Here is a 12706-nt window from a genome sequence, read left to right as displayed (position 1 = left end):
AGCGCGCGAGAAGATCAAGCGCAGGAAAAATGCCGGTGTTTATCCCTGGAAGCGAGCGATGACCGCCTTGTAGTTTCCTTGCAGCGAATAGCCTCCAACGACGATGTTGCCATCGGCTTGCGCGGCGATACAGGTGGCGGTATCCAGGCTGGGGCCGAGGCGGGTACGTGTATAGCCACTGCCTTTGCCAAAACGGCGATCGGGAAGGCCGTTAGGCAGGTATCGCCCGAGAATGAAGTCTGCTTCGACGCCGCCGATGGTGGCGCCCGCCGTCAGCACAGTGCCATCGGGCTGCAACTGCGCGGCGGTCCACTGGCATCCGCTGTAACCGATTTCCCGACGCTGCGGGTGTCCTCCGTTGCAATGAGTGTCGGGGCGGCCGTTGCTGTGCATTTTAAATGTCAGGCAGTGCATTGGTTCGCTGCTGCTGCCAAAACACAGGACGTCACCTTCGTTTTGCTGGACCACCCGGCTGACCCGGGCGCCATGCCCTTGCGCCTTGAAGGTCATGAATCCATCCACGGCAAAACGGTCGTCGAGGCGCCCGTCAGGGTGATAGCGTGCCAGCAAGCCTTCCTCGGGAAAGTTGATCGATCCACCGACCAGGATTCGGCCATCACGTTGTACCGTCAGGCTGCTGAGCCAGGTATTCATCAGCAGGTGCCTGACCATCACGAAGCCGCGGTCATTGAACGAGCAGTCCAGCGAGCCTTCGACATCCAGTCGTATCAACATACCGACGTGATCGGCCAGTTCGAAGTGATGGTTGGCCAGGATCAGGATCCGGCCGTCTTGTTGTACGTCGACATCGCAGGCTTCAGCGCCCGGCACACCGGGAGGGAGCCATTTATCGCGCATGCCCAGGGACAAACCGCCAGGCAATCGCACGACACGGCGGCCATTATCGCCAAAGCTTCGAACCAGGCGACCGTCCTGATCCAGCAATGCCAGGGCCGGGAGCGTGCGGTGTGCGTTTTCGTATTGCAGGCCGGCCAACAGGATATTGCCGTCGGGCAAGATCAGGACCTTGGTGCCCATGGCTTCGAACCCCGGCTCGAATTGCCCGATGACACTGCCTTGTTTGCCGAACGTGAGGTCTGCGCAACCATCCTCCAGCAAGCGGGCCAGGCCAAAGCGGCTGCCATCGGCCATGCCGACTTTTGCAGCTACCAGCAAGCGACCTTGCGCATCGATCGCAACGCCATTGGCCAGGCTGAAAAGGCTGTCGGCGAAATAGACCTGGGTTTTGCCGTTGGCGGCAAACCTCGTATCGAGGGCCCCGGCGTTGTTCCGGGTGGTGGGGTAGGCAAAAGCGGACTGGATAGACATGCGCCGCATCTCCTTGCGAGTCGTCCTGGTCCAGAAGTTTGGGTGGCGACTTGTAAGGACAATATTCAATCCCTGAATGAAAGGATGCGCAACGGTCAGAACTAACAGACGGAGGGTCGTTGTGTGCCACAACAGTGTCTTTTCGAACCAATGGCGAGCCTGCAAAGTATCAGGCGTATGCAAAGTTCGAATTAAACAGTGTCAACTAGTGCGCGCGGCCAGAAAAAACCTGCGAGCTAAAGACAGGAGGAGGGCGCGGATTACTCCGGAGTAATCCGCAAAACGATCAGTGCGGCATCGACCACGATTGCAGTGTGTAACCTTCTTCGCTCAATTCGGCGCGGGCCTGTTCCAGCAGCAATTCGAGTTGTGCGGGATCGGAGTAAGCGCTGCTTGGGATCTGCTTGCGGCCAATGCTGGTGCTGGTGCGGTCGATAACGGTCAGGCTGAGTTCGCCATTACCGTCCTGTGGAGCCCAGGCCACGCATTTGAATGGTTTAAATGCGCGGTCGGCAATCAGAAGTGCTTCGTTGATACGCAGCGGGGCGTTCATAGGGTCTTCTCTCTGTATGCCCAATCAAGTGATGTGCCGACGGTTGGGCTTACCGTTCGGCTGGTTACTTGTACTGATGCCCGCAACCGGGGTTTGGGTCACACACAATCAAAAGAAATTTCCACTTTATTTCACAGGCTCAAGAATGAGCCTGACATTGAAAGCTGAATGAAGGGAAAGAGTCGTTAGGCAACTAACATAATCGCAACTTATAACTGGTTGCATTGCATGCCTATAGTCAAACGGTACAAGCCCCTGTCAAATTCTTGCTAATGTTACAGCCAGGTCCGCCAAATGACTGTTTTTAATAAATTTTCGTAAATTTGGCGCCAAGGAACAGTCATGAGTGATGCGCCTGCCTTACGACGTTTATTAGTGGTGGACCCCTGTGACGATTGCTATCGTCTGTTCCCTGGATTGCGCGCGATTGGTTGGGACGTTGACAGCTGCACGCTAGAGAACGCCGCTGACCGAACCTGCGACGTGGGCTTGTTACGTTTGCAGCCCTTTCACCTTGAGCACCCGGAGGCTGTCAAAGAGTTGATCAGCCGCAGCGGCACCGAGTGGATAGCTGTACTCAATCAGGAAGTGCTGCGACTGCAAAATGTCGGCGACTTCGTCTGTGAGTGGTTTTTTGACTTTCATACCTTGCCGTTCGATGTGTCCCGGGTTCAGGTAACACTGGGCCGGGCGTTTGGCATGGCACGGTTGCGCGGGCAGGGCACGGTCCATGTTGACCAGCCCGAGCACGAATTGCTGGGCGACAGCAAACCTGTCCGTGAACTGCGAAAACTGTTGAACAAACTGGCTCCGACCGAATCTCCGGTGTTGATTCGCGGTGAAAGCGGCACCGGCAAGGAACTGGTCGCACGAACCCTGCACCGTCTGTCCCAGCGTCACAGCAAACCCTTTATCGCGATCAATTGCGGCGCGATTCCCGAACACTTGATCCAGTCCGAGCTGTTTGGTCATGAGAAAGGCGCATTTACCGGTGCGCACCAACGCAAGGTCGGACGGATAGAAGCCGCCAACGGTGGCACTCTGTTTCTCGACGAAATCGGTGACCTGCCACTGGAGTTGCAGGCCAACCTGCTGCGGTTCCTCCAGGAAAAACACATCGAGCGGGTGGGCGGCAGTCAACCGATTGCGGTGGATGTGCGGGTTCTGGCGGCGACGAACGTCGACCTTGAAGCGGCCATCGCGAAGAAACGCTTTCGCGAAGACTTGTATTACCGCTTGAACGTACTGCAAGTGTCGACCGTTCCGCTGCGCGAGCGCCATGGCGACCTGGCGACGCTGGCCAACCACTTCTCCCATTTCTACAGCCGTGAAACCGGGCGCCGCCCACGCAGCTTCAGCGACGACGCGTTGATTGCCATGGGCAAACACGACTGGCCAGGCAATGTTCGCGAACTGGCCAACCGCGTTCGTCGCGGGCTGGTGTTGGCCGAAGGCCGGCAGATCGAGGCCCGTGATCTGGGGTTGATCAGTCAGCATACAATCGCCGCGCCGATGGGCACCCTCGAAGAATACAAGTCCCGGGCCGAACGCCAGGCATTGTGCGATGTATTGAACCGCCACAGCGATAACCTGAGCGTCGCCGCCAAAGTATTGGGTGTGTCGCGACCGACCTTCTACCGGTTGTTGCACAAGCACCAGATTCGCTGAGCCCCCAGCCGGAAACCAAAAACCCGTTGCGATTGCAGCGGTTTTTTTTGTTCGGCTCAGAAGTAGTAAGGAAGTTTCAGGCTGAACTGGAAGTCTGGGGCATCGTCCGTCATGCCGATGGACAGGTTGGGGACGATGGTCAGGTTGTCGGTGGCCGCAATGGTCATGCCGATGTTGAAGTAACCGGCATTGGCATCGCTGGAGACCACCGATTGCCAATCTCCGCCATCTTCCTTGAGCTTGCTTTTGCGTTGCACCAGGTCGGAGACCGAGAACGACATACTCATCTTTTCGTTCAAGGCGAACGCAATACCGGCGCCAATCTGGAAGCTGTCGCCGATGCGTACTTTGCCCGGTGTCTTGACCGCCGGGTTGGAACTGATGTCGTCGAAAGACTCTTCCAGGTTGTGCGTGTAGGACAGGCTGCCGAACAGCACGGCCGGATCGAACGTCTTGACCAGCGAGATCCCCGGCGTAATCGACCAGACGCCGTTACCGGTAGGCAAGGATTCAGGCACGGCCAGGTTGGAGTTATCGGCCACTCGAACCAGCTTGATGCCGAACGGGTCTTTGCCGGTAGGCGCCTTGACGCGCAAGGTCACCACAGCATCCGGCGTGTTGGCCGATTCGTCGAGGAATTTGTAGGCGATACCGAAGTTGACGTCACCAATGGTCGGGTCTTCCTTGACGGTCTCTTCGGTGGTGACGTTTGCGGTGCCACTATTGCCGCCACCGGACTGGTATGTGGACTCTCGGTAGACCACCGGCACGTTCAGGTCGAACTGCCAGCGATTGTTGAAGTTGTAGCGACCGGTGAGGTCAAGTGTCCAGGTGTCGGCCTTGATCCGGTCCAGGTTGATGGCGCCCAGGAAGATCGAGTCCAGGGCGAGAAAACCGTTGAGGACAAGTTGGCGGGTATCGTATCGGGAGTAGGTTATCCCGGTTTCGACGCTGAACTTGCCACCGCCGAAGAACCCGCTGGCCTCGTCATACAGGTTCGAAACGCTTTGCGCCGGTTGCGAGTCATTGGCCAGCGATTGTCCATAAGAGCTGCCGCTGCCCCCGGCTGCGCCCCCTGAAGCCGCCGCGGCACCGGTGCCGGTGGCGACGTTTGGATTGCCCTTGAGGTCCGCTGGCGACTTGGCCAAGCGTTTGGGAGGGGGCGCAGCGGGCTGTTCTTCGACCTGGCGGACCCGTTGTTCGAGCACCGCCAGGGCTTTTTGCTGTACTTCGTATCGTTGCTTCAACTCCAGAAGCTCTTGTTTGAGAGCCTCCAGTTCCGGGTCAGGTGCTGCCTGCAACATCGCCGCCGGGAGTAGAGCACTCAAGCATGCAACTGCACGCAGTGATACTGATCGGTGCATGGAATAAGCCGTCCATTTGTGCCCAATGGTCCAGACTCAGCGTAGTTCAATAGCCCATGGTCCGTAATGCAGCGAGTTGGTTGAGGTTGCAGTCCAATGCACCCGCACTCGGGCCATTATTGTTGAGCACTACGTTGAGTTGAGTCATGTTGTCGACCACATTGCTGCTGCCCAGCAACCGGGTGTTTTGCAGCAACCCGCCTTGGGCGACCTGTTGCAGGCTGGTGCCCTGGTTGTTGTTGGCGGTAATGGCCATCTGAACACCGCCACTGGTCGCGGACACGGCGACACTGCCTGCGGCATTGCTGCCGGTAATGGTTTGACCGGCTATCAGCGCCTGGCCCTGGCTCGGTACCAGTGCAGGGGCCGTGCTGGCCTCTTTGACGTTGATGGCGATGTTGTTGTTTGCGCTGTTGCCATCGCCTGCGGCCCGTGTGACCTGGGTTATGCCCCGGGAAGTGCTCAGGGCTGCGCCCCCCGTCACGTGACCGCTGCCCGACCTGGACGAACCGCCATGACCGGATTGCTTGATGGTTGAAACATAGAACTCGGGCTTGACCGTTGCGGCTTGAAGCTGCATCGAAGTGGAGGCCCCGATCAGATCACCACTGGCATTGCGCCAGGTACTGCTCATGACGACACCGAAGCTGATGACCCGCCCCGGCATCACATATCGGCCACGCAACTCGGCCAGTTCCTGGTCCTTGATTTCGATGGGCCTGAACTCATCAGCAAAACCTGAAGTGTTCGCTGCCAGACAGACAGCGACCACCCAATACGAGGTTTTCATTTGCTGCTCCCGGAGCATCCTGCCCCCTATCATCTTGTTGGCGATTAAAAGAAGTCGCTCTGTATGAAACCAAAATCCATCAATTCGGCATCTTTGACCGGGTTGAAGTTATCCATCTTGTTCTTGGCTGTCAGCGGTTCCGGTGGACTGCGTAACGCATTGGTCTTGTCGTAACCGGGACCGACGATAGCGAAAATAATGCCATTCCAGCCTTTGACAAAGTCATCATGGGAGTAGCGTTTGTGACCGAGTACCGGGTCGCCGATATAGACCCAGTGCTTGTCCGCCCGCTGCAACACCACGAAGTGCTTGTAGCCGCGAATTTCCATCAGCACCACCACCGGAATCGTCACGGCTTCGAGTCTTTCCGGCGGGATCCTGTAGCCCCGGGCGCGCATGCCGATGCGTTCTATGTAGCGCTTCATGTCCAGCATGGAAAAACCCTGGGTACGCACAAGGTCCTGGTCTGCGGTGACCAGCATGCCTTTGATGATGTGCTCCTCATCGACGTCGAGCCAATAGGCCTGGCGCAGTATCGTTGCCAGCGCGGCGGCGCCGCAGCTGAAATCGGTTTTCTGTTCGACGATGTCGCTGAACTTGCGCTCGCGCAAACTCTGTACGTGCTTGTACACCAGCACGCCACCCGGCAGGGCGGCAACCGGCATCTGTGCAGCCTGGGTCAGGCCAGACAGGCAGAGCAGGGCGAACAGGACAGTCTTACGCATGATCGATACGCCTTGGGACTGTGGAAAAGCCCCGTCGCCGGGGCTTTCATTGCAATCGAGATTACAGACAGGACTTGCAGCCCGCGGAGATGGACAGCGAGTTGCTTTGCTGGTTGCCCACACCAGACGATACGTTCGCTCCGCCGTTGCCGGAGAAGTTGTTCATCGAGCCCGTTATCGAAGCATTGTTGGTTACAGGGGCTTTCCAGCCCTCTGGCGTCATCAATTGTTGAGTGGTTACGCCAGCCAGACCGAGTACACCCACGGATACGAAATCAGTCTGGGTGCTGTCGTCATGGTTGGCGTTGTTGGTGACGTTCAGCCCGGACGTGCTTTGGTTGGCCGCCGCCGCCGCTAGTGCTACACGACCGCCGGAAACGGCAATCGCCAGGTTGTTTTTCTGTTGGTTGAACTCGCCGGTGGTCACGTTGATGCCGAGGTTGCCGGAACCGCTGTTGCCAGCGTTATTGAGCGTTGTGTTGTTGGTGTTGGAGTGGTTCCTGGCGGTGTTGCCGGTGCTCTTCTGAGTCGCGCTGGAGACGGCGACCGCGGTGCCGAAGATGAAGCTCTCGTCAGCCGTGGCAAGGGCGGCGGCGTTGTCTTGCTGGTTGCCGTTACCGGCTGCGACGTTGGCGCCCATGTTGCCGTTGGAGTTGTTCAGGGAGTTATCGACTTTAGCGTCGTTTTTGGTGTCCCGATTCAATACGCTGCTGTCACTGCTTTCCTGCGAGTCCAGCACGGAGGCCCCGGCGCCTGCTGTAATCTGCAGAATTTGTTCCAGCGTCGGGCCATTAGGCTGCTGGTTGTTGCTCTGGCCATCGCTCTGGCCGTTGCCTTGATCATCATCAAGACCGCCTGCTTGTGCTGCGAATGCCATCACTGCTGCCAGAGCGAAAGCCAGAGGTTTGAGAGCAGTTGTCGGGTTCATGGTGTTTCTCCGTGCTCATTAGTTGGTCAGGTGTTGGTACTTCCCTAATCGCACTGTTTCGGGGTCAGTCAGCGACCCGGATGCTCAGGGTGTTAGCCATTCGGTTCCCCACCCCGGCACTCTGGTTCACCTGGATCACTCCCCGGCTGCCGGTGAAGGCCTGGTCGCTTGTCACGACCTGGCGACTGCCGTTTGGGGCACCAGTTGCTCCGGAGTTCGGTAACAACGCCACGTTCTGTTGAGAAAGGGCACTATCGTCGATGGCTTGCGGTGCAGCACTGATGCTGATGCGCATGGCGTTGGCCATCTGGTTGTTCGCACCGGCACCCTGGTTGACACCCAGTACGCCGTTGCCATTACTGAAGGAGGAGCCGCCGATAGTGGCCGTCGCGTCCATCGACGGATTGGCGGGCGTGGTGATTTTCTGCCGGATGCTGGTGGTCGCACCGGCCTGGGTACCAATGGCGATCGCGCGGACGTTGGCCTGCTGCTGTTGATCGCCAGCCGCGTGGTTGACGTTGAAGTTGCCGCGGTATTGAGTACCGGAATCCTGGAGGGTGGCGTTGTTCACCGAACTGACGCCCGAGTCGGCCATCACGCTGGTGCAGCCGAGCAGGGCAATTAACAGCAGGGATCGACTCATCTCATTGGCCTCCCGCCATTCTGCCCAGTGAACCGAGGCCGCTGCTCATGGCGCGGTTGATGGTTCCGGAAATCGCGCTGCCACTGCCACCGCCGTGGCCGACGGACATGCCGGGCATACCGTTGGGATTGGTGACGACGTTGAGGCCTTGCAGGCCACCCAGGCTTTGTCCGTTGCTGTGGCGAAGGGCCGTTCCGGTGGTGACCCCGGCAATGTCGGCGTCGCTGAGTTCGCCGGTGACGCGGGCCGATGGGTTGGCATTGAGGGTGTTCGGGTTTGGATCTCTGCCGCCGCTGCGACCGATGGGCGTCGGGTGAATGGTGCGATCAAGCACGATGACACCGTTACCTTCGGCTTGAACGTCAAAACTGAAAGCCGCGCCTGCAGCGCTCGCGATCAGCAGCAGGCACGTCAAGGCTTTTTTATTGAGTATCCCCACGACGTTCTTTCCTTCTCATGTGGGCTGGCTCTGGTTGGCTTTGTGAAGGAGAGAGCGAAAGCTGTGCCGGTTTTTGAATATCTCGTTGATTCAATGGCTTATGAATATTGTCCGGATAGCCTTTGCCGAGAATGTTTCAAAGGTGAGACGAAACCCTGCGCAGGCAGCCCTTATTTGCGGATAAATCGCTCTGGAACAAGGGTTTCAGCGGCGTTGTATCAATGACTTAACAAATCCGGTGATCCAGCGGTGAAGGGCGCTGAAACAGGCGGTTTGAGGCAGGAAGGGTGTTTCAGGATCGGACACTTTTCCCCCGGGACAGGGGGGGATGGTGGGGAAATTGCCCCAAACACCGGTCAGGTGCCGAGCAATCGGGTCACGGCGTTCAGTGCCTGGAGTCGGCGTTCTGCCCAATCTCCGCGCAGCACTTGAACCGGTTGTGCGTGGCGCTCAAGCCAGGCCAGGGTCTGCTCGAAAAATGCCTGGCGCTCACTCAATCGGGGCTGGCAACGCTGGCCATCATCCGTCCATTCGATGTGTTCCGGCGACAGCAGCAAGTGCAAGTCGTAATGCCGGGCCAGTAGCGCTTGTTCGATCCAGGCGGGGCAGTCGCCAAACAGGGTTTGGCTCCAGAGGATATTGCTCAGCAGGTGCGTGTCGAGGATCAGCAAGGACGGTTGTTGCGCCCGCGCTTCGTCTTCCCATGCCAATTGACCGCGGGCGATGTGCGGAATGTCGGCCAAGGTGGTGTTCCGCGGATTCTGCTCAATGAACCAGCGCACATACTCGTCGACCAGAACCCCGCCGAAACGCTGTTGCAACTCGGCCGCCAGCCAGCTTTTACCGCTGGATTCCGGGCCTGTGAGTACCAGGACTTTCATGCGCGCAACGCCGGATCGGCGCGCCATTGGCGCCAGCCCTGCACGGCGATAACGGCGAACAGCCCGTACAGGGTGGCGGTCAGGTACAGGTCCTTATAGATGAACAACCCGACGAAAATCACATCCAGGGCGATCCATAGTGGCCAGCACTGGACTCGTTTTTGCGCCATCCAGACCTGCGCCACCAGACTGAATCCGGTCAGCGCGGCATCGAGCCAGGGTTGTGCAGCGTCGGTCCAGTGGGCCATGGCTGCCCCCAGCAACAGGCTGCCGAGTGCGCCGATGGCCAGGCTCAACGCCACGGAACGGGAATCGAGCCAACTGACTTCGCGGCCATGGGTCGTTTCACCCCCCCGTGTCCACTGCCACCAGCCGTAAAGCTGCAAGGCGGCATAGACGACTTGCAGCAACATGTCCGAATACAGCTTCACCTCAAAAAAGATCCAGCTATACAGCAGCACCATGACCAGGCCGATGGGCCAGCACCAGGGGTTCTGTTTGACCGTCAGCCAGACGGCAATGACACCGAGGGCGGCGGCAAACAGTTCAAGCCCGGACATGGAGGTTCCTTGGTGAAATCGAAGAGGGGGCGGATTGTAACCGGATTGGCGTCGGGAATCCCGTGGCGCAAGGTGTGCTTCATTGGTACGCGATAACACGGCAGCGCCAATCGGACTTGTCTGATAGGATTTCGGCCCCGCACGGGTTAACCCGGAACAGGGTTGTTTTTTCACAGGATTTTTACGGTTCTGTGGTGATCCTTGATACGCGGGGCTTCAGCATCGCTGATCGCAATTCAAGCTTTTGAAAAATACTAACGGGGCATGCCGATGTGCATAGCCTTTTGGGGGATTGATGGATCTTTGGACCGCCTTTCAGGCATTGATTCTTGGGGTTGTAGAAGGGCTGACCGAGTTTTTGCCCATTTCCAGTACCGGCCACCAGATCATCGTGGCCGACATGCTCGGCTTCGGGGGCGAGCGGGCGATGGCGTTCAACATCATTATCCAGTTGGGTGCCATCCTGGCGGTGGTATGGGAGTTTCGACGCAAGATCTTCGACGTGGTCATCGGCCTGCCGACCCAGCCGGGCGCTCGGCGGTTTACCGCGAACCTGTTGATCGCGTTCTTGCCGGCCGTGGTGTTGGGTGTGATGTTCGCCGACCTGATCCACGAGTACCTGTTCAATCCGATCACCGTGGCAGCGGCGCTGGTCGTGGGCGGGGTCGTCATGTTGTGGGCCGAGCGCCGCCAGCATGAAGTCCACGCCGAAACGGTGGATGACATGACCTGGAAAGATGCCCTGAAAGTCGGCTTCGCCCAATGCCTGGCGATGATTCCGGGCACTTCGCGTTCGGGCTCGACGATCATCGGCGGGTTACTGTTCGGCCTGTCGCGCAAGACTGCTACCGAGTTTTCGTTCTTCCTGGCGATGCCGACCATGGTCGGTGCAGCGGTGTACTCGGGTTATAAATACCGTCACCTGTTTGTCCCGTCTGATTTCCCGGTGTTCGCGATCGGTTTCGTCACGGCGTTCGTCTTCGCGATGATCGCGGTCCGCGGGCTGCTCAAGTTCATCGCCAACCACAGCTATGCGGCGTTTGCCTGGTATCGCATTGTGTTCGGCCTGATCATCCTGGCGACCTGGCAATTCGGCTGGGTCGACTGGAGCGCGGTCAAGCCGTGAGTGACTCAAGCTCGCGCAATAACCCCGGGCGCCAGCCCGGGGGACAGATCCGCCAGCCACGGCTGAAGTGGCTGGTGTTTGCAATCCTGTGCGCGTTGCCGCTGTCGGGTTCGGTGTCGTCATGGCTGCACGGGGTGTCGCTGATTCCCCTGGCGGCCTACGGCATCGTCAGCGTGGTGACGTTTTTTCTGTACTGGAGCGACAAGCGCAAGGCCCGCGCCGAGCAATGGCGTACGCCGGAGAATGTCCTGCATGCGCTGGAGCTCGCCGGTGGCTGGCCCGGTGCCTTGCTGGCCCAGCAAGCGTTTCGGCACAAAACCCGCAAGGTCTCGTACCAGTTGGTGTTCTGGATCATCGTGCTCATGCACCAGGTGTTCTGGATCGACCACCTGTTCCTCGGCGCGCACTTGTTCGCCTTGTTCTGATAAACAAGGCGCTATAGCAACAGGCCGACTTGAGTGCGCTTTGGCAGTTTGCTCACGAACGCTGCAGCAAGCCCTGTAGTTCTTCGCTGCCGAGCGGGTAGGGCGTTTCCATGATGATCCACTGGGCGCGCGCCAGATAAGGCGCCGGATGAATTCCCGGGCGGTCGCAATGACCGAGAAACAGATCCTTGTCGACCTTGAAGGCCAGGGAATCACCCCGCAGGCCCTGCAAGGCGAACATCTTGTTCCCGGCAATCGAAAACACCCGCACGCCTCCCCATTTATAGTCTTCCCGCGCTCCGGGCAGGCTAAGGCAGAATTTTGCGACATCCTCTTCGCTCATCCGTCCGGCTTTCATAACAAGCGTTCCCCACAGGCATTGAATGACTCGACTAAATGGTCAATCCAGGCGCGTACCGCCGGCATGACCCCGCGCCGATGAGGATAGACCGCTTGCAGCCAGCCACCGGGTAGCGACCACTCGGGCAACAACTGCACCAGCGAGCCGTTGTCCAGTTCCTGCTCGCAATACATCATGGGCAGCATCGTAAAGCCCAGGCCGGAGAGGGTGCTGGCCTTGCGCACGATAAAGTCATCGATGCCCAGCCGGGCCTCGAGCGCGAGTTCATGACTTTTGCCTTTTTGATCCAGCAGGCGGATGTGCACCATGCGGTCGGCTTCCAGGGCACCGAGCACCGGCAGGCTCTTCAGATCTTCGGGATGGTTGATCTCACGGCCAACAAGGAAGCCGGGACTGGCGACCATCAGCATCTGCGCCTGGCGCAGGCGGCGAGTGACCAGCAGCGGGTCTTCGTCGCCCAGTTCCCGTACGCGCAGGGCCACGTCAATGCCTTCGTTCACCAGGTCGACCCGTCGGTTGAGCAACATCACCTCCAGCTGGACTTGCGGAAACCGCTCCAGAAAGTCGCTGATCACCCCCGGCAATATTTCATGGGCCAGCCCGACGGGGCAGGACACCCGCAAACGCCCGCGGGGCTCACTGGACATGCTGGCCACAGCCTCGTCGGCCATTTCCGCCTCCAGCAGCATCGCCTGGCAGTGCCGGAGGTAACGTTCACCAACGGCGGTCAGCTTCAGTTGTCGGGTGGTGCGTTGCAGCAATCGTGCGCCAAGGCGCTCTTCCAGCTCGGCGATGCGCCGTGACAATCGGGACTTGGGGATGCCCAGCAAACGCCCGGCTGCGGCGAACCCCCCGGCTTCCACGACTTTGGCGAAGTAATACAGGTCGTTGAGGTCTTGCATGATGTAAATCCG

At 58.8% G+C, this 12706-nt stretch carries 14 protein-coding genes and 1 pseudogene; 3 read left to right on the top strand and 12 right to left on the bottom strand.

Features of this window, described 5'->3' with window-relative positions:
* Positions 1-39 precede the first annotated feature (39 nt).
* Together WHX55_RS15540 and WHX55_RS15535 are read right to left on the bottom strand one after the other, a co-directional pair.
* Entirely contained in the window at positions 40-1329 is a 1290-nt protein-coding gene (locus WHX55_RS15540; RefSeq protein ID WP_150753579.1) for a hypothetical protein, read from the bottom strand.
* 286 nt (positions 1330-1615) lie between these two features.
* Positions 1616-1882 (bottom strand): hypothetical protein, encoded by a 267-nt coding sequence (locus tag WHX55_RS15535; protein ID WP_007970062.1) that lies wholly within the window; start codon positions 1880-1882, stop codon positions 1616-1618.
* Positions 1883-2224: 342 nt separating this feature from the next.
* Between WHX55_RS15535 and WHX55_RS15530 the strand changes: the two genes are divergently transcribed.
* Positions 2225-3550 (top strand): sigma-54 dependent transcriptional regulator, encoded by a 1326-nt coding sequence (locus WHX55_RS15530; RefSeq protein WP_353740732.1) that lies wholly within the window; start codon positions 2225-2227, stop codon positions 3548-3550.
* 56 nt (positions 3551-3606) lie between these two features.
* Here WHX55_RS15530 and WHX55_RS15525 read toward each other — a convergent pair whose 3' ends face one another.
* The 8 genes from WHX55_RS15525 to pnuC all read right to left on the bottom strand — a co-directional run bounded on the left by WHX55_RS15525 (position 3607) and on the right by pnuC (position 9880).
* Positions 3607-4914, bottom strand: coding sequence for a transporter (locus WHX55_RS15525; protein ID WP_151213578.1), 1308 nt, complete (start codon positions 4912-4914; stop codon positions 3607-3609).
* Positions 4915-4960: 46 nt separating this feature from the next.
* A complete protein-coding gene (locus WHX55_RS15520) occupies positions 4961-5722 on the bottom strand; it encodes a hypothetical protein (RefSeq protein WP_150753582.1) in 762 nt (253 codons plus the stop codon).
* Positions 5723-5748: 26 nt separating this feature from the next.
* Complete coding sequence (locus tag WHX55_RS15515) at positions 5749-6429, bottom strand: C39 family peptidase (RefSeq protein ID WP_150723755.1); 681 nt, start codon at positions 6427-6429, stop codon at positions 5749-5751.
* A 61-nt stretch (positions 6430-6490) separates the two neighbouring features.
* On the bottom strand, positions 6491-7357 hold the full coding sequence (locus tag WHX55_RS15510; protein WP_353740731.1) for a heme utilization protein: 867 nt from the start codon (positions 7355-7357) through the stop codon (positions 6491-6493).
* Positions 7358-7421: 64 nt separating this feature from the next.
* Complete coding sequence (locus tag WHX55_RS15505; protein WP_353740730.1) at positions 7422-8000, bottom strand: adhesin; 579 nt, start codon at positions 7998-8000, stop codon at positions 7422-7424.
* Between the two features lies 1 nt (position 8001).
* Positions 8002-8439, bottom strand: coding sequence for a hypothetical protein (locus WHX55_RS15500; protein WP_353740729.1), 438 nt, complete (start codon positions 8437-8439; stop codon positions 8002-8004).
* 356 nt (positions 8440-8795) lie between these two features.
* Positions 8796-9320 (bottom strand): AAA family ATPase, encoded by a 525-nt coding sequence (locus WHX55_RS15495; protein WP_150757069.1) that lies wholly within the window; start codon positions 9318-9320, stop codon positions 8796-8798.
* A complete protein-coding gene (gene pnuC, locus WHX55_RS15490) occupies positions 9317-9880 on the bottom strand; it encodes a nicotinamide riboside transporter PnuC (RefSeq protein WP_150753588.1) in 564 nt (187 codons plus the stop codon). Before pnuC ends, WHX55_RS15495 begins: the two co-directional genes overlap by 4 nt.
* Positions 9881-10175: 295 nt before the next feature.
* Here pnuC and WHX55_RS15485 point away from each other — a divergent pair, with 295 nt between their 5' ends.
* On the top strand, positions 10176-11006 hold the full coding sequence (locus WHX55_RS15485) for an undecaprenyl-diphosphate phosphatase (protein WP_150753589.1): 831 nt from the start codon (positions 10176-10178) through the stop codon (positions 11004-11006).
* A complete protein-coding gene (locus tag WHX55_RS15480) occupies positions 11003-11431 on the top strand; it encodes a DUF1294 domain-containing protein (protein WP_150753590.1) in 429 nt (142 codons plus the stop codon). The genes WHX55_RS15485 and WHX55_RS15480 overlap by 4 nt, the downstream gene beginning before the upstream one ends.
* Before the next feature lie 11 nt (positions 11432-11442).
* Here WHX55_RS15480 and WHX55_RS15475 read toward each other — a convergent pair.
* Positions 11443-11789 (bottom strand): annotated as a pseudogene (locus tag WHX55_RS15475) (MmcQ/YjbR family DNA-binding protein).
* Positions 11786-12694, bottom strand: a complete 909-nt coding sequence (locus tag WHX55_RS15470; protein ID WP_150723764.1) for a LysR substrate-binding domain-containing protein — start codon at positions 12692-12694, stop codon at positions 11786-11788. Before WHX55_RS15470 ends, WHX55_RS15475 begins: the two are co-directional and overlap by 4 nt.
* Between the last annotated feature and the right edge of the window lie 12 nt (positions 12695-12706).

Origin of the sequence: Pseudomonas fluorescens (assembly GCF_040448305.1) — a bacterium.
GTDB lineage: Bacteria > Pseudomonadota > Gammaproteobacteria > Pseudomonadales > Pseudomonadaceae > Aquipseudomonas > Aquipseudomonas fluorescens_BH.
This window is presented reverse-complemented; position numbering and strand designations above follow the sequence as displayed.